We start from the raw sequence: 17,224 nt of genomic DNA on the forward strand, positions 1-17,224 counted from the left end.
GTAAAATTACTAAACTATATAAACAAAAAAGTGACTATTATCATAAAAGAATGAGCGAAAAAAGAATTCAAACGTTTTCGTTAATAAGTATTTTAATAAACATGAAAAAACTGAAGTTCTAAGACTTAGATTTTGTCTTTTTTTTCTTCATTGTCATATATTCTGGCATCATTTCATCATCTACTTTCTCTTTTTTTTCTGCCTTTTTAATTGCACTTTTATCTTTTTTGTTTTTCCCTGAAAAGATAATTTGTAGTAATTCTTTAAAAGTATCAAACTCTACATTATAAGATAAACCAACGCCTTGAGTGTAACCTATTTCTTCACCAAAGTTTCTAATGGTGTTTTCTCTATTAAATACTTTTGCTCTTAATGTACCATCTTCATTAAGTAACAAATCGATTTGAACATCTCCAGTTACTATAGTTTGAGTTTCACTGCTTCCAAATGGTACTCCTAATTTACCATTAACTAAAATCTTATCACTGATTTTTGTTTGAAGGGTAACACCTACTCTATTGTCAGATTGTAACTCTGGTGTGTCTTGACCCAATTCAAAATCAAACCCTATATCCAAATTGCCATTTTCACTTCCTAATAGGTTATTAATAATACCAGTTAATCGTTCTGATATTGTACCTGTAAAATTTGCACCTCTTACACCAGTAGAAAATCCTCCTGTGGCTAAAAATATTAAGGCTTGGTTGTCTCGTTCTTCTTTTGATGACAATCTATAATCTAATTCTGATTTTACAGTAGAGCTTACACCTGGAAATCTAAAATTAAATTCGGGTTCTGGTTGCTCCAACTGACCTGTTAAACTAATTTCTACTTCAACATCTATACTTTGACTTATCGGATTATCTAATAACACAGAGGGATTGGCACTACCTTTATATACTGCGTTAAGGTTAATCTGTGCTTTCATAGGATCTCCTTCCCAAACAATATTTCCTCCTTGTTCGACATCAAATTTCTTTTCAGCAATAGCACCATACTTAAAATTGTAAGTTCCTTCAAATACAGAAAAATCTCCCCACATATTAAAAGTGCCATTAGTGTTAATTAGGAAGTTTAAGTTTCCTTCTCCTTTACCTTTTATGGTACTTCCAGAATCTTTATCAATTACAATCTCTATAGTCGCATTCTGGTTAACATTTAAATCGAAATCTAAAACCAAACCTTGTATTTCAATCTGCTCAGAAATTTCACCATTAACCCTTGCAATTTTTTCTTCTGGACTTAAAAAATGGATGAACGAATTGTCACCAAAACTTTCAGAATCATTGAGAGGAATATAAAATTCTGTGCCAGATTCTGTTTTTCCGTCTTTTACTTCAATGATTAACTGATCTGTAGGTCCTCTAATTTCTGCTGTACCAGAAATAAAGCCTGTGCCATAATATAACTCTTCTTCAGATTCTTTGGTATTTAAAACTAATAGCCTATCTGTTGTTAATTTTAAACCTAATTTCCAATCCGAAAAATTATTATGCTCAATATACCCATTGAGATTGCCCTTAGAGAAGTATTTAGAATCGGTCATTACAACATTATTAAAAATAAATTGCTGACCTCGAAGTGAAACTTTAGAATCGAAATCGAAACCATAATCTATATTAAGATACGGTATGGACAATCCGGCTCTATCCAATAACAATTCTCCATCGATACTTGGTTTATTAAGACTTCCTGTCACTTTTGCTTTACCAGAAACTAATCCTCTAATATTATTAATTACCCCTTCTCCTAAAGGGTTTAAAGGGTCTAACAAAAATTCTTCGAATTCTACATCTAAATTTATAGTTGGGTTACGCTTAGCCACATCAATAGTTCCATGTGCCGCTAGTGATTTTAGGTTATCATTGATAAGAGATACATCTACTTTATAATTGGTAATAGAATTATCTCCCTCAACTTTTGCTGTAAGTTCACCTAAATCGTAATCATTAACAAATAGACTACTTAATACAATATTAGATTTTGGCAAGTAAACACCATTATTTTGAATTAAATCTAATTTTCCATTTACAACACCTCTTAAGGATAAACTATCTATACGTGGTGTAATTTTTACGAGTTCTACATCTTTAAAATCTAAATTTATATTTTTATTTATAGAATCTCTTATTACACCAGATAGTAAAATTTCTTCATTACCATTACTTATCTTAATTGGAGATATATCGAAATACTTAAATGCTCTATCGAAACGTATTTTATTTAATGTATCCTTCTGCGAATTTACTAACCACTCATAGCTCTTAAATCGAATATTCGATTTTCTAAACCCAACGACAGATTTATTTTCTTTATCAATGGTATGAAATAAATTAAGATTGTAATTATCTTGATTATTTTTACCTCCTTTAAATTCAGACTTAATCAATAAAGTATCGTTCTTAGTTACATTAATAAGACTAAAGTGTGATGCATTATATATACCTGCACTTAGGCTATCTATTTCAATAAACGTATTAAATAATGGATTGCGATTATCTACACTAACATTAATATTATTAGCAAAATAATCTCGAAACTTAATTTCGGGTGAATTAAATGTTAACTCAAAACCTCTTTCATCAGTTTCAATTCTTCCTTCAATAAATGTTTTTTTACCAAGAGATAAATCTTTAAAAAAAACAGCAGCAATTTTGGAATATATGTTGAATCTAAAATTTAAATATTGCCCTTCATCAACTGTATTTGGTATATAGTTAGTATAAATACTCTCTACCGAATTCTGTACCAATTTTAAAATATCTTTAGCTTTAAACTGACCCGTTATTTTACCTTTTATAATATCTGGTGAGTTTATTGCAATAGTACGTTCTGCGCCTTTAAATGAAGATACAATATCAAAATCTTGAAACTTGTAACGACTATCTTGATTCTTGTACGTTGTATTCTTAATATTAATTGCACCACTTGCATTGTCGTAGGTAGATCCTGTGGCTGTCATATTTACCAAACCTCTAAACTCAGAAATACTATCTCGTGTAACAAAGTTTAAAACCTTAAGATTAGCATAACCAACTTTAGCTTTAAAATCGAATTTTTTAAGCTCACTAGAAAAATCTACTAATCCATTAAAATCGAGCTGCAAATTAGGATCATCAGCTTTCAATATTCCGTTAAAAATTTTATTGCCTAAATCACCAGAAATATTTATGTTTTCATAAGAATATCCATTATAATCCAAAACATAGACATCACCTTTTACATCTGTTCTTAAATTATCTATGGTAAACCCTTTACCATCAACATCTACATTTAAAGAAGTGCTTTTAGCCAAAGGATCATTAATTAATTCACCAATATTAAATTCATCTAGCACTATGTTTCCTATGTAATTGGCATTATCGATATCATCAATATTTGTAAGTTCTAAGTCTGACTTTATAAAACCTAATTCGGTATTAATTTCAATATTAGCATCTACATGTTTGGCTGTAATATGTGATGTTCCACTGACTCTAAAATTACCAACTTTAGAAAACACAGTTGGAATAGACTTGCCAAGTATTTTAGGAAGTAATGCTGTTAAATCGTTATAGTTTGAAGCTAAATTTTGAAATCGTCCGTCTAATGCAAAACTATCCTCTTCATTACTAAATAAGTTTTTAAAAGTTATATCACCGATAATTCTGGTGTTTCTGGCAGAGGCTACATTAAGGTTATCCACGACTAAATCGTTGAGAGTTCCTGATAAATCGGCATTAAGTGTAGCACGTTGGTTTACACCAAACTCATCAAAAAACACATTAAGTTCTGTAAGAAGTATATCTGAATCCTTAAAGCTTGCAACCACATTTACCTTGTCTGTAAAATCTTTTAAATCTTCGCGCTTATAATTAAACCTTAAATCTCCTTTTAATTCTGATTGTTCGGTTTTAATATTTAGACCACCAAAAGTCATGTGATCTAGAGCATATTCGAAATTTGCCATTAAATTCTTAACCGCTATTCCTCTACTATCTTTAAAACTAAACGTATTTATTCGCGAACTAACTTCTGGGCCATTAATTAAAAAGTTAGTGGTATTAGCATTTAATTCGCTAAACTCAAAAATCTTTGGTGTTTCTAGGTTTACATCAATTAATCTAAATATACCATTCTCAATAGAGACATCACTCGATGAAAACAGAAACTCGCTTGGTCCTACTCTAGGATTATCATCATCAAACTTAGCAACAAAAATATCTAGATTTGTATCTTCTTCACCTTTATAAGTTTTTAGATTAAACACTAAATTTTGAATATCTATATCGCCAAAATTCAGTTTACTGTTATATAAATTTCTAAAGCTAATAACAGAACTATTAAGCTCACCAATACTGATTAGTGTATCTTTTTTATAATCTCTAATTAATATGTCTTTAAGTTCGACATCACCATTGAGTTGAAGACCAACGCGACCAATATTAATATCGGTTTTATAATCTTTGTTTAATCTATCTGTAGCGTATTTCCCTAACTTAGTTTGAACCGCTGGAATGGATAATACCAAAAACAAAATAAAAAACAAGAGCAATATAATTGCTGCTATTTTCCCTATTATTTTGAGTATCCGTTTGATAGAAATTATGCGTTTTAAAATATGAAATCTTCACTACCTTTGTCCTTACAATACGTTGTTATGTATAACATTGGACTATATCCGTCAAAATTAACAATTATTGTGCCTAATATCGACTATGGAAAAAGAAAATATTTATATCCTTGGTATTGAATCTTCTTGCGATGATACTTCTGCCGCTATACTTTGTAACGACAGCATTTTAAGTAATGTTGTTGCTAACCAAAAAGTACACGCAGAATATGGTGGTGTTGTGCCAGAATTAGCTTCGCGTGCACATCAGCAGAATATTGTTCCTGTGGTACATCAAGCTATTGAAAAGGCTAGAATAACCAAAGAGCAATTAAGTGCTATTGCGTTTACAAGAGGTCCTGGTTTAATGGGTTCTTTGTTAGTAGGCACCTCATTTGCAAAGTCTTTAGCTTATGGATTAAATATTCCTTTGATAGATGTTAACCATATGCAAGCACATATTTTAGCACATTTTATTGCTGAAGATGAGCACAAAAAACCACCTTTTCCATTTTTGGCGATGACCATTTCTGGTGGTCATACTCAGATTGTAAAAGTAACTGATCATTTTGAAATGGAAGTCTTGGGTGAAACCATTGATGATGCTGTTGGAGAAGCTTATGATAAAAGCGGAAAAGTATTAGGCTTGGGTTATCCTGCAGGACCAGAAATTGATAGACGCGCACAACTTGGTAACCCAAAAGCTTATAAATTTACTAAACCTAGAGTTGATGGTTTAAATTTTAGTTTTTCTGGTCTTAAAACTGCTATTCTTTATTTTGTACAACGCGAAGTAAAAGCGAATCCAAATTTTATTGAAGAACACCTTAATGACATTTGTGCTTCTATTCAATATACCATTATTGGTATTTTAATGGATAAGTTAAGACTCGCTGTAAAGCAAACTGGTATTAATCACATTGCAATTGGTGGTGGAGTTTCTGCAAATTCTGGTATTAGAGGAGCATTAAAAAATGCTGAACAAAAATTTGGATGGACTAGCTATATTCCAAAATTTGAATATACCACAGACAATGCAGCTATGATTGCTATTGTTGGGTATTTAAAGTATCTGAAAAAAGATTTTTCGGATTTAGATGTTATGGCTACTGCACGATTGAAGTTATAAATTGTTAAAACATCTGTTGATAAGCTAAATCATTTTACCTCTATTGCATTTTAAAATTTAGTTGTTTTGTAATTAACCCAAACTAAATCCTATCAAAATGAAAACATTTTTAAGACTTCTATTATTCGTTCCTATTCTATGTTTTTCACAAGAATCTTTAGAACAAGAATTAGACAGTATCTCAACACCAGAAGATGCTAAATCATTTGCTAAGTCTAATAAAAAAACTAATAAAAGTAAACTCTTTACATTTAATAAAGAAAAGCATAAAACCAGATTAGCAGATGATCTTTTTAAGCTTTCTAAAGGTGGTAAAAAAGTTATAGAAACAGATTTTAAAAAAACCTATTATAAAATTATTGATAAAGCCAACGTCTTACACCATCGCGTAAGCTATATTTATTTTGATGGAAACAAAATGACTTTAGAAGAAATTAATAATCAGAGATCTAAAATAATTGCACAATATAAAGACGGTTATAAATTTGAAGCACTAGCTAAAATACACTCTATGGATATAAATGCAAAAAAAGGTGGTGATCTAGGTTGGTTTCAAAAGGGCCTAATGCATACGGATTTTGAAAATGCAGTGAAAACCCATGAATTTGGTGATATATTTACACTAGATATAAAAGATAAAAAATGGTACTACATAATTTTAAAAACCTTTAAACCAAAACTAATTGAAGAAATTAGAATCTTAAAATTTACAGAAGCTATAGACTAATGCAATTATTTTACAACCCAAACATTTCTGAAAGCGATACTAGCTTTAATTTCGATAAAGAAGAAAGCCGCCATATTGTAAAAGTCCTTCGTAAAAAAACTGGAGACAAGCTACATATCACTAATGGAAATGGTTGGTTATTTGAAGCCAAATTAACTTTAGCTGGCATAAAGCATTGTTCAGTAGATATAATCTCAAAATCTTTACAACCTAAACGAAATTACAATCTGCATTTAGCTGTAGCACCAACAAAAATAAACGATCGTTATGAATGGTTTATAGAAAAAGCTACAGAAATAGGTGTCGAGACTATTACTCCTATTATCTGTGACCATAGCGAACGAAAAGTTATAAAGAAAGAACGTTTTGAAAAAATCATTCAGTCTGCTATGAAACAGTCACTACAATGTTATTTACCCAAACTTAATACTCCAATAACATTAAAAGATTTTATGAATCAAGAATTTTCTGAACTGTCTTTTATTGCTCATTGTGAGGAAACCGATAAGAAAGCTTTAAAATCGCTATTAAAAAAAAATCAAGATTGTTTAATTTTAATTGGTCCAGAAGGTGATTTTAGCGTTAAAGAAATTGAAATAGCTTTGCAACACAATTTTATTCCTGTAACTTTGGGTGAGACACGATTGCGAACCGAAACAGCAGCTATTGCAGCATGTCATTCAGTAGCTTTTGTAAATGAATAAACATGAAAATATTTTTCTCTCTTTTCTTTTCTCTCTTTACTTTTATCCTTTTTTCCCAAGATGTTGCCATATTGAAATACAAAGGTGGTGGAGATTGGTATAGTAATCCTACTGCGTTACCAAATTTGGTAAAATACTGTAATGATAATATTGATACTAATATCAATGAAAACATTAAGACTGTTGAAACTGGTAGCACTGATATTTTTCAGTTTCCATTGTTACATATGACAGGTCATGGTAATGTTTTCTTTAGTGATGATGATGCTAAGAATTTAAGAAATTATTTAATCTCTGGTGGTTTTCTTCATATAGATGACAATTATGGTATGGAGCCTTATGTTACAAAAGAATTAAAGAAAGTGTTTCCTAATAGCGAGTTGATAGAGATTACAAAAGATCACAAAATTTTTAGCACTGCGTATAATTTCCCAAATGGTTTGCCTAAAATCCACGAACACGATGGCAAAGCTCCACAAGCCTTTGGTATATTTTATGAAAGCAGATTAGTATTGCTATTTACTTTTGAAAGCGATTTAGGTGATGGTTGGGAAGACCAAGAAGTACACAATGATCCTGAAGAAGTGAGAGAAAAGGCTTTAAAAATGGGTGCTAACATTGTTAAGTATGCTTTTGAGAATTAAGCTTTAGAGAAAAGAACAAAGAGCCAAGAAGAAAGACTCAAACGACATGAAATTTAAACTAATTTTCACTTTTTTATTCTTTTCTTTAATGAATATAGCTCAAAAAGGAGAATTGAATGGTCAGTTAGTTTTAGATGTTCCTGAAGATTATAAAAATGTTGCTAATAAGACTAAAGTATTTATTGAAATTGATAAGAAAATTGATTCAACCTTTGTAAATGATAGTTTACAGTTCTCATTCAAAAATTTAGATTTTGGCAAGGCAAATATATCTTTTGAACCTAATAGTATACCTGATAGAATTTACATAATCGAAATAAAAAGAAAGAACGTTAAAAAAATAGCTAAACTATCATATTCCTTAACATGTAAATATGATAAGTCTAAAGAGATTAAGACATGTCCTATATGTAATAAGGAGGATCATGTTTTACCTATATATTATGGATTGATAATGGATAAACCAATCTTTTTTAAAGATAAAAAGGACTTAAGGCAGAAAAAAAGGGAAAGAAAAAAGCAAAGAAAATCTTTATTCGAGGCGGTTGTGTCACTACAAATTGCGACCCAAATTGGTATTGTGAAAGGGATGATTTAGAATTTTAAGGATATGAAATTAAGTTACCGTTGTCGTTCTTGTAAAAAGGACAATACAATAAAAACAAAAGCTTCTGATAGACATGGTCTATTAATGGAACGTGGAAGTAATGAATTTAATGAACGTTGCAAGCATTGTGGTCATTTTACAAAAAAACATATTAATAGATTGTATGCTGAAGGTGATTACACATTAGTATTTATTGGATTTGTCGTTGCAGCCATAGCAACAATGTTGCTCTGGGATTTTGGTTATATTTCTACATTAACCTTTTCTATACCTATTTGGCTTTTTACTGAAATGAAGAAAAAATCGAGTATGTTTAATCGAACAATGGTAAAATAATTTGAGTCAACTCACCCACTACAACTCCAACTTCAAAAAGCAAAAACACCCAATCACTCTAGTTTGCGATAATATTACTAATGCACCAAACATTGGTAGTTTACTCAGAATTGCTGATGCCTTTTTCATAGAAGAGCTAATTTTCTGTGGCGAGAATGTTTTATTAGGAAAACGCATATCTAAAACATCGCGTTCTACTGAAAAATATGTTAATCATAAAATAGTAGAGGATGTTGATGTTGTTATAGACAATTTAAAGAAAAACAATTATTACTTAATTGCTTTAGAAATTACAGAAACCAGCGAAGTACTAAGCGAATTCAAATTAAACACAGAACAACCTATTGCATTAATCCTAGGTGATGAAAATTTTGGAGTATCAGAATCTATCTTAGAACAAATGGATGCAGTTGTTCATATTAATATGTATGGTAATAACAGTAGTATGAATGTTGTCCAAGCCACAAGTATTACACTTTATGAAATTACCAAACAACTTAATTTTTAAATTTGTCTTGCTGTACTGATAGTTATCGGGATATTTCAGCATCTTTAGTTATATTTAACACATGAATTCAAAAACTATAGCAAACGGTATTTTAAGAGCACTAGGCATTCTGTTAGCAGTTGCATTGGTATTATTCTTTTTATATAAGATTCAATCCGTTATTGTTTACGTTGCCGTTGCAGCAGTGACCTCATTAATTGGCAGACCTATTGTTTTATTCTTAAGAAGAAAACTTAAATTTAGTAATACAATTGCCGTTATAACCACCATGGTTTTACTTATTGGATTATTGGTTGGTTTAGTTGGTATGTTTATTCCATTAGTAGCAGAACAAGGTCATAATTTAGCATTACTAAATATTGAACAGCTACAAACAAATGTTGAAGATTTGTACAATGAAATCGTAACCTATTTTAAGTTTAACAATATCGATGTTGAGCAATCTATAAAAGATTCTAACTTGCTTTCTAAATTAGATTTTGCGATTATTCCAGATTTTTTAAATAGTTTTATTAGTGGTTTAGGCAGTTTTAGTATTGGTTTATTTTCAGTTTTATTTATTTCATTCTTCTTTTTAAAAGACAGCAAGTTATTTGAAGAAGGGATTATGACATTGGTTCCAAAAGGAAACGAAACACGCTCTAAGCGTTCTTTTACAAAGATTAAAGACCTACTGTCGCGTTATTTTGTTGGCCTTATTTTTCAGATATTAATTTTATTCGTCTTATACACCATAACCTTGCTTATTTTCAGAATTGATAACGCAGTAGTCATTGCCTTCTTATGTGCATTATTAAATCTAGTGCCTTATGTAGGTCCTTTGGTTAGCGGATTCTTAATGCTATTGTTAAGTATGTCTAGTAACTTAGGTGAAAGTTTTAGTGAGGTGATATTACCAAAAACGACTTATGTAATGATTGGTTTTATTATAGCCCAATTGGTAGATAATTTCTTTAGTCAGCCTTTTATCTTTTCTAAAAGTGTTAAATCTCATCCTCTAGAAATTTTCTTAATTATAATAATTGCAGGCATTTTATTTGGCATCATGGGCATGATAGTCGCTATACCAGCTTACACTGCTATTAAAGTAATACTTAAAGAATTTTTATCGGAATACAAAGTGGTTAGCAAACTTACTAAAGGCTTATAATTTTAGTGTGATTACAGACATTCTAAATATAGAAACTCAAGACTTTATAAACTCTAACTTAGACTCAGATATCACTAGTTTGTTACTAAAAGGCATACCTTTTAAAGGTGTTGACCCAAAGTGTATAATAGAACAAATAGAAGCAAAAAAACGTTCTAAAAGAAAGTTACCGACCTGGTTTAATTCTGAAAATATTTATTATCCAAACAAACTAAATATAGAACAAACTTCATCAGAGATTACCGCAAAATACAAAGCGGATTTAGTTTCTGGGAAATCTCTAATTGACCTTACAGGTGGCTTTGGTGTTGACGTTTATTACTTTTCTAAACAATTAGATCTGGCAATACATTGCGAAATCAACACTAAACTTTCTAAAATTGTAAAGCATAACTACGCATCGCTTGGTGTTTTAAATGTTGATTGCTATTCTAAAAATGGGATAGAAGTTCTTAAACGTTTAGACAAACCATTTGATTGGATATATATTGATCCTTCGAGGCGTGATAATAGTAAACAAAAAGTGTTTCTGCTCTCAGATTGTGCTCCAAACATAAAAACGTTTCAAAATTTATTCTTAAAATATGCTTGCAATGTGATGATTAAAACATCACCACTATTAGATTTAACCGCAACACTTTCTGATTTAAAGCATGTAAAAGAAGTACATATAATAGCTGTTAATAATGAAATGAAAGAATTACTATGGATTTTAGAACGTAATTATGACAGACAAGTAGTTATAAAAACTGTAAATCTGCAAAAGGATATTATTCAAAAATTTGAATTCATCTTTAAAGAAGAACCTATTGCAAAAGTCGAATATAGTGAACCTCTCACCTATTTGTACGAACCCAATTCAGCAATTTTAAAAGCTGGTGCTTTTAACTCTATTAGTGATATATTTAATATTCCAAAATTACATAAGCATTCTCACCTCTATACATCAGAAGATTTAATAGACTTTTCCGGAAGATCTTTCAAGATTGAAAAACATTTACTTTTCAATAAAAAATTATTTTCTAAAAAAAGGATTACAAAAGGGAATATTACTACACGGAATTTTCCATTATCTGTAAATGATATTCGTAAAAAATTTAATATAAATGATGGTGGTAATATCTATCTGTTCTTTACAACAGACTTAAATAATAAAAAGATAATTTTGATTTGCTCTAAGACCAGCTAATAACTAAAGAAATCCTTTTTGTGCAATAACCATATCACTTCCCCAAAGCTGTACGAGGTAAGAAATATCAATAGGAAAAAATGATGATGAGCCATCACTGTTATATAAAACAGGACACTCAATACGATTATCATCAACTATCTCGCATTTATTCTTCCCATTATCTGAAATAAAGATGGCATTAGAATCTAACTTTTCATAAACCTTTTTCAAATCGATTATAGCATATTTAATAAAGCCTTTAGCATTCTTATATTCTAATTTAGAACTATCAATAATCCCGTAAGTAAAATAATGGGCTTTCATTTTATAATATTCAGACTCATGACGCTCTTCAATTTTATTAGTATCCCTTCTATAACGGATTGTAAAATCTGAAAAGTCTCTATATTGTACTTCTCTAAAACGTTCTTGCACACTCATAATATAATCTTTATTTCTAAAGACATAGTCTATACCATCCATCATATCAATAAACTTTGCATAATCTTTTCTTAGCTGCACTTCAGTCCATTGCATGGATTTGTATATCAAAGGAACTGCCAAATGTTTGTGTATGTAATCAGAAAATGATCTATCCTCTTGATATTTAGACATTATAATAAATTATAAAATAAGATGATTAATAACATTTAAAAATAACTAAAATGAATCTAATAGGTAAAATAGATCTCAAAAATTAAAAAATTTATACTACAATACTCATAGATTAAATAAGAAGCAATTTTATTGTAAAAAACTCAAAAAAAATGTTGCGTTCTTTAATATGAAAAGCTACATTTGCATCCGCATTTTTATTGAAATACGTTCATTTATTACTGGAGAGGTGCCTGAGTGGCCGAAAGGAACGGTTTGCTAAATCGTCGTACTTAGAAATAGGTACCCAGGGTTCGAATCCCTGTCTCTCCGCAAAATTTACTACAGCTTATGCGACTGTTAGTAACATTAAGATAACCATTTCGGGGTGTAGCGTAGCCCGGTTATCGCGCCACGTTTGGGACGTGGAGGCCGCAGGTTCGAATCCTGCCACCCCGACTTTTATTGAATTTTTAGAGTTCTACTCTAAATGGTCGCATAGCTCAGCTGGATAGAGCACCTGCCTTCTAAGCAGGCGGTCCTAGGTTCGAATCCTAGTGCGATCACAAGAAACCTTACTAGAAATAGTGAGGTTTTTTTGTTTAACAAGCTTTGCATAAAATCTATATTCTATACCACAGAACAGATTTATGTCGAACACACGTCAGATATATAAAACAATTTCAAACGTCATAATAGTGGTAGAAGTAAGTCTACTAAATAAAGGACTGCCTTGGGAAATTGTATATTCAAGAATTGTCTACAATACCTGAAGCCTATCTGTTCTAAATGCTTATAAAAAATAAAAGACAAAGAGATTACCTTATTCTACTAATTAAACGGAATAGGAGAGAACATCTAGATTTAATTCGGGACGGTTCAAGGTTTTTCCGTTAGCAATCGGAATAGTGCGATCACAGAATACCTTAACAGAAATGTTGTGCTTTTTTGTTTTATTCAGGGTATTCAATTCTAAGGTGATAGATGTTTGCTAACTTATGCTTTAGCACCTTTTTTATAGATTGAATTTCTTTAAAAGTAATATCAGCATTAAGAAATTGACCATTATCCATTTGTTTATTAATAATATTTTCTACAAATTCATTAATCTTAGTACTCGTAGGTTCTTTTAAACTCTTTGATGCCGCTTCAACACTATCACACATCATTAAAATTGCAGTCTCTTTGCTAAATGGTTTTGGTCCTGGGTATGAAAAATCTTTAATATCCACATCTTCATTTGTTGCTTTTTCTTTCATATAGAAATAATAAACAAGACTTGTGCCATGATGTGTTCTAATGAAGTCAATAACTCGATCTGGCAAGTTGTGTTTTTTCGCAATTTCAATACCATTTATAGCGTGGTCGATAATAATTCTTGCACTTTCGCTACTAGATAACTCATCATGAGGGTTAATCATTGTACTCTGGTTTTCGGTGAAATAGGTTGGGTTCTTCATTTTACCAATATCATGATATAGTGCACCAACTCTAATTAACATAGAATTTGCACCTATTTCATTTGCAGAAGCTTCTGCAAGGTTAGCAACATTTAAGGAATGATGAAACGTACCAGGTGCCTTATTCGATAATTCTTTTAAAAGTTTAGTATTTGTATCCGAAAGCTCTAATAATGACACATCAGAAACTAAACCAAAAATCTTCTCATATATATAGATTAGTGGTTGTACAAAAAGAGTCGCCAAACCACTAAGAATAAACAATCCGAAGGTTTCCCATTTTAATCCAGTTAATTGCCCTTCGTGAATAACAAAAAAAGCAAAATAAGCAATAATATATATAAATGTTATCTGTCCAACGGATATAAAAAGATTAGCACGTTTATAAAGTTCGGAAACTGTTAAAATTGTAACAATACCAGCAATGATTTGAAGAAACATATACTCGTAACTGTTCGGTACGATGAAACCAAGAAGCAGAACCGTTAAAACATGTGCAAACAATCCAAGCCTTGCATCGAAGAAAGCTTTTAGAACCAATGGCAAAATACATAATGGAACAACATAAATATATTGAGAATTATAGTTTATTATTAACGTAGTTAATAATATCATTAATGCAATGTTAAAGAAAATGAATGTTACCTTAGTATTATTTAGAAATACCTCCATTCTATATTTCCGTAAAAACAGTAATAACATTAAAAGTGCCAATGCTACTAGTAAAGTATAAGCTACTAATACCCAATTATAATTAGCTGTATTCCATACCTGAGATTCGTATTCAGATTTTAAAGAATTTAAAATAGTGTATTGTTCATCTTCGACAACTTGTCCTTTCGAAATTATTAACTGATCTTGCTCTATACTACCTCTTGTTAGGGATATTTTTGATAATCCTTCTTCAAGTGCTTTTTGAGTTAAACTTTCATTTAATCCTATATTTGGCTTTATTACATCAAAAAATATAGAAATCATACTATTTCGATATTCGACAGTAAGGTTATTGTCAAAGTCCTTTTCTATAAGTTGACGTAATTCACTTAGTTCGTATAAACTACCATATTGCAATTCTTTCTGAAAAGTGTTGGAAGTAGCAATGATTGCTGGTTTGTTATCAGGATAATTGTAGTCCTGATCTAAAACACCTTTAGTATAGAGCTTTTCAACAAACGATTTTCCCCATTTATATAAATGAGAATTTCGAGTATTAAGATAACTAGAATCTTTAAATGCTTGATTAAATCGGTATATATAATCGGACAACACTTTAGGCTCAATGTCCATGTTACCTTCAAAATAAACAGGACTATTCTTCTCTATTTCAAGCTTTTCATGCTCAATTTCATTTTGGGATTTTTTAATAGCAAAATTGAATGGAGCGTACAAATTCTCCGATTGCCATGGTTTACCTTTTTCAAAAGAGTACCTAAATTTTCCTGTTTTTGGAAATAAATAGACTATAAAAAGTGTAGTTACCAAGAACAGTAATATCTTATAGACTAGGGCATGGTTTTTATACCATTTATTGAGAAATACATTCATATACAATCAAATGTAATAAATATTAAAATTTTAAAGGTCTATAATCGATAATTCATTCCTAAATCTCTCAAAAATTGATTAATTTTGCAACAATTAATATCTAACATAAACATAATGAATAAAGACGTTGTAATAGTTTCTGCCGTTAGAACACCAATAGGAAGTTTTTTAGGTAGTTTATCTAAAGTACCTGCACCACAACTTGGAGCTATTGCTATTAAAGCTGCATTAGAAAAAATCGACTTGAAATCAGAAATGGTTGATGAAGTATTAATGGGTAACGTAGTGCAAGCTGGTACAGGACAAGCACCTGCTAGACAAGCTGCTATATATGCTGGTATTCCTGATACTGTTCCTTGTACTACAATAAATAAAGTTTGTGCTTCTGGTATGAAAGCTGTAATGCAAGCAGCACAAGCCATACAATTAGGTGATGCAGAAATCGTTGTTGCTGGTGGTATGGAGAATATGAGCTCTATTCCACATTATTATCATGCACGTACTGGCACGAAATTTGGACCAGCAACACTTGAAGATGGTATGCAAAAAGATGGTTTAGTAGATGCATATGATAAAAATGCCATGGGTGTTTGTGCCGATGCATGTGCTACGAAATATAAATTTAGTAGAGAAGACCAAGATGCTTATGCCATCCAATCATACGAACGCTCAAAATCCGCTTGGCTTACAGGCAAATTTAGTAATGAAGTTATAGCTGTAGAAGTACCTCAGCGTCGTGGTGAACCAATTGTTGTAGATAAAGATGAAGAATACTCAAATGTGAGGATGGAAAAAATCCCTGCTTTACGACCTGCGTTTACTAAAGATGGAACAGTAACAGCAGCAAATGCATCTACAATTAATGATGGTGCAGCTGCTATGGTATTAATGAGTCGGAAAAAAGCAAATGAATTAGGCTTATCTCCTATTGCAACTATAAAAAGTTATGCTGATGCAGCTCAAGAACCAAAATGGTTTACTACTGCACCTGCTAAAGCCTTGCCAAAAGCACTAGCAAAAGCTAACATAGACATAAAAGATGTAGATTACTTTGAATTTAATGAAGCATTTTCTGTAGTCGGTTTAGCTAATATGAAAATATTAGGTTTAAACGATAGCAATGTAAATGTTAATGGTGGTGCGGTTTCATTAGGTCACCCTCTTGGATGTTCAGGAGCTAGAATTTTAGTAACGCTGATTAATGTACTTCATCAAAACGATGCTAAACTTGGAGCTGCTGCTATATGTAATGGTGGTGGTGGTGCTTCAGCTATGGTATTAGAACGTGGTTAAATTTTATTTATGCAATACGGTATTTGCAATCTTGGAATTGTACCAATACGATTAGAGCCAAGCGATACTAGTGAAATGGTAACGCAAGCTTTGTATGGTGATCGTTTTAAAGTATTAGAAAAAAGAAAAAATTGGAGCCGTATTCGTTTCTCTTTTGATAAATACGAAGGTTGGATCGATAATAAACAGTATAAGGAGATTGAAGAATTTGATTATAAAGGATTATCTAATTCTGACATGAAACTTTCTAAGGATTTAATTGAGTTTGTTTCTGATGCTTCAAATAATTTATATCTAATCCCAGTAGGATCAGATTTAAATGGTTTAGCATTGCTTCATCATAATTTCGATGGATCTATTTTATCTTCAAAAAGAAATAAGTCTGAAATTATTAAAACCTCATTTCTATATTTAAATTCCCCATATTTATGGGGTGGAAAAACACCTTTTGGCATTGACTGTTCTGGTTTTACTCAAATAGTTTATAAGCTCAATGGTTATAAATTATTTAGAGATGCTTCTGAGCAAGCTTCACAAGGAGAAGCATTGAGTTTTATTGAAGAAAGTGAACCAGGTGATTTAGCTTTTTTTGATAATGCTGAAGGTAACATTATCCACGTAGGTATTATTATGGAAGATAATCATATTATACATGCTCACGGAAAAGTAAGAATTGATAGATTAGATCATAGTGGTATTTATAATATTGACAAAAATATGCATACTCACAAACTCAGAGTGATTAAAAAGATTATATAAAAAAAG

At 30.9% G+C, this 17,224-nt stretch carries 14 protein-coding genes and 3 tRNA genes; 14 read left to right on the plus strand and 3 right to left on the minus strand.

Going from position 1 to position 17,224, the window contains the following annotated elements:
• Positions 1-118: 118 nt before the first annotated feature.
• A complete protein-coding gene (locus tag AAC053_RS06115; protein WP_339754110.1) occupies positions 119-4,510 on the minus strand; it encodes a translocation/assembly module TamB domain-containing protein in 4,392 nt (1,463 codons plus the stop codon).
• Between the two features lie 187 nt (positions 4,511-4,697).
• Between AAC053_RS06115 and tsaD the strand changes: the two genes are divergently transcribed.
• The 9 genes from tsaD (at position 4,698) to AAC053_RS06160 (ending at position 11,585) form a co-directional block, all read left to right on the plus strand.
• Positions 4,698-5,720, plus strand: coding sequence for a tRNA (adenosine(37)-N6)-threonylcarbamoyltransferase complex transferase subunit TsaD (gene tsaD / locus AAC053_RS06120; protein ID WP_339754113.1), 1,023 nt, complete (start codon positions 4,698-4,700; stop codon positions 5,718-5,720).
• Positions 5,721-5,817: 97 nt separating this feature from the next.
• Entirely contained in the window at positions 5,818-6,447 is a 630-nt protein-coding gene (locus tag AAC053_RS06125) for a peptidylprolyl isomerase (RefSeq protein ID WP_339754117.1), read from the plus strand.
• Positions 6,447-7,151, plus strand: a complete 705-nt coding sequence (locus AAC053_RS06130) for a 16S rRNA (uracil(1498)-N(3))-methyltransferase (RefSeq protein WP_339754120.1) — start codon at positions 6,447-6,449, stop codon at positions 7,149-7,151. Before AAC053_RS06125 ends, AAC053_RS06130 begins: the two co-directional genes overlap by 1 nt.
• A gap of 2 nt (positions 7,152-7,153) precedes the next feature.
• Positions 7,154-7,795: a DUF4159 domain-containing protein gene (locus tag AAC053_RS06135; protein WP_339754123.1), complete on the plus strand. Its 642-nt coding sequence runs from the start codon at positions 7,154-7,156 to the stop codon at positions 7,793-7,795.
• Positions 7,796-7,841: 46 nt separating this feature from the next.
• Positions 7,842-8,393 carry a hypothetical protein gene (locus AAC053_RS06140; RefSeq protein WP_339754126.1) on the plus strand — a complete coding sequence of 184 codons (552 nt, stop codon included), beginning with the start codon at positions 7,842-7,844 and terminating at the stop codon, positions 8,391-8,393.
• A 12-nt stretch (positions 8,394-8,405) separates the two neighbouring features.
• Positions 8,406-8,738: a hypothetical protein gene (locus AAC053_RS06145; RefSeq protein ID WP_339754129.1), complete on the plus strand. Its 333-nt coding sequence runs from the start codon at positions 8,406-8,408 to the stop codon at positions 8,736-8,738.
• A 1-nt stretch (position 8,739) separates the two neighbouring features.
• Positions 8,740-9,246 (plus strand): TrmH family RNA methyltransferase, encoded by a 507-nt coding sequence (locus AAC053_RS06150; protein ID WP_339754132.1) that lies wholly within the window; start codon positions 8,740-8,742, stop codon positions 9,244-9,246.
• 61 nt (positions 9,247-9,307) lie between these two features.
• On the plus strand, positions 9,308-10,396 hold the full coding sequence (locus AAC053_RS06155) for an AI-2E family transporter (protein WP_339754135.1): 1,089 nt from the start codon (positions 9,308-9,310) through the stop codon (positions 10,394-10,396).
• Between the two features lie 7 nt (positions 10,397-10,403).
• A complete protein-coding gene (locus AAC053_RS06160) occupies positions 10,404-11,585 on the plus strand; it encodes a class I SAM-dependent methyltransferase (RefSeq protein ID WP_339754138.1) in 1,182 nt (393 codons plus the stop codon).
• 3 nt (positions 11,586-11,588) lie between these two features.
• Here AAC053_RS06160 and AAC053_RS06165 read toward each other — a convergent pair whose 3' ends face one another.
• Positions 11,589-12,182 (minus strand): hypothetical protein, encoded by a 594-nt coding sequence (locus AAC053_RS06165; RefSeq protein WP_339754140.1) that lies wholly within the window; start codon positions 12,180-12,182, stop codon positions 11,589-11,591.
• A gap of 223 nt (positions 12,183-12,405) precedes the next feature.
• Here AAC053_RS06165 and AAC053_RS06170 point away from each other — a divergent pair.
• From AAC053_RS06170 to AAC053_RS06180, 3 genes are all read left to right on the plus strand, one after another.
• Positions 12,406-12,494 (plus strand) — tRNA-Ser (locus tag AAC053_RS06170).
• 51 nt (positions 12,495-12,545) lie between these two features.
• Positions 12,546-12,620, plus strand: a tRNA-Pro gene (locus AAC053_RS06175).
• 33 nt (positions 12,621-12,653) lie between these two features.
• A tRNA-Arg gene (locus AAC053_RS06180) sits at positions 12,654-12,727 on the plus strand.
• A 387-nt stretch (positions 12,728-13,114) separates the two neighbouring features.
• Here the strand turns inward: AAC053_RS06180 and AAC053_RS06185 are convergent.
• On the minus strand, positions 13,115-15,166 hold the full coding sequence (locus AAC053_RS06185; protein ID WP_339754143.1) for an HDIG domain-containing metalloprotein: 2,052 nt from the start codon (positions 15,164-15,166) through the stop codon (positions 13,115-13,117).
• A gap of 114 nt (positions 15,167-15,280) precedes the next feature.
• On the opposite strand from AAC053_RS06185, the gene AAC053_RS06190 reads away from it, so the two are divergent.
• Both AAC053_RS06190 and AAC053_RS06195 read left to right on the plus strand, forming a co-directional pair.
• Positions 15,281-16,459 carry an acetyl-CoA C-acyltransferase gene (locus AAC053_RS06190; RefSeq protein WP_339754146.1) on the plus strand — a complete coding sequence of 393 codons (1,179 nt, stop codon included), beginning with the start codon at positions 15,281-15,283 and terminating at the stop codon, positions 16,457-16,459.
• Positions 16,460-16,468: 9 nt separating this feature from the next.
• Entirely contained in the window at positions 16,469-17,218 is a 750-nt protein-coding gene (locus AAC053_RS06195; protein ID WP_339754151.1) for a C40 family peptidase, read from the plus strand.
• The last annotated feature ends 6 nt before the right edge of the window (positions 17,219-17,224 follow it).

Source organism: uncultured Winogradskyella sp. (assembly GCF_963975125.1).
Taxonomy (GTDB): domain Bacteria; phylum Bacteroidota; class Bacteroidia; order Flavobacteriales; family Flavobacteriaceae; genus Winogradskyella.

Excerpts from the sequence above, each read along its gene's own strand:
- AAC053_RS06165 (WP_339754140.1), bottom strand. The coding sequence starts at position 12,182 with ATGTCTAAATATCAAGAGGATAGATCATTTTCTGATTACATACACAAA.
- AAC053_RS06155 (WP_339754135.1), top strand. The coding sequence starts at position 9,308 with ATGAATTCAAAAACTATAGCAAACGGTATTTTAAGAGCACTAGGCATT.
- AAC053_RS06185 (WP_339754143.1), bottom strand. The coding sequence starts at position 15,166 with ATGAATGTATTTCTCAATAAATGGTATAAAAACCATGCCCTAGTCTAT.
- AAC053_RS06125 (WP_339754117.1), top strand. The coding sequence starts at position 5,818 with ATGAAAACATTTTTAAGACTTCTATTATTCGTTCCTATTCTATGTTTT.
- AAC053_RS06130 (WP_339754120.1), top strand. The coding sequence starts at position 6,447 with ATGCAATTATTTTACAACCCAAACATTTCTGAAAGCGATACTAGCTTT.
- AAC053_RS06145 (WP_339754129.1), top strand. The coding sequence starts at position 8,406 with ATGAAATTAAGTTACCGTTGTCGTTCTTGTAAAAAGGACAATACAATA.
- AAC053_RS06135 (WP_339754123.1), top strand. The coding sequence starts at position 7,154 with ATGAAAATATTTTTCTCTCTTTTCTTTTCTCTCTTTACTTTTATCCTT.
- AAC053_RS06190 (WP_339754146.1), top strand. The coding sequence starts at position 15,281 with ATGAATAAAGACGTTGTAATAGTTTCTGCCGTTAGAACACCAATAGGA.
- tsaD (WP_339754113.1), top strand. The coding sequence starts at position 4,698 with ATGGAAAAAGAAAATATTTATATCCTTGGTATTGAATCTTCTTGCGAT.
- AAC053_RS06195 (WP_339754151.1), top strand. The coding sequence starts at position 16,469 with ATGCAATACGGTATTTGCAATCTTGGAATTGTACCAATACGATTAGAG.
- AAC053_RS06140 (WP_339754126.1), top strand. The coding sequence starts at position 7,842 with ATGAAATTTAAACTAATTTTCACTTTTTTATTCTTTTCTTTAATGAAT.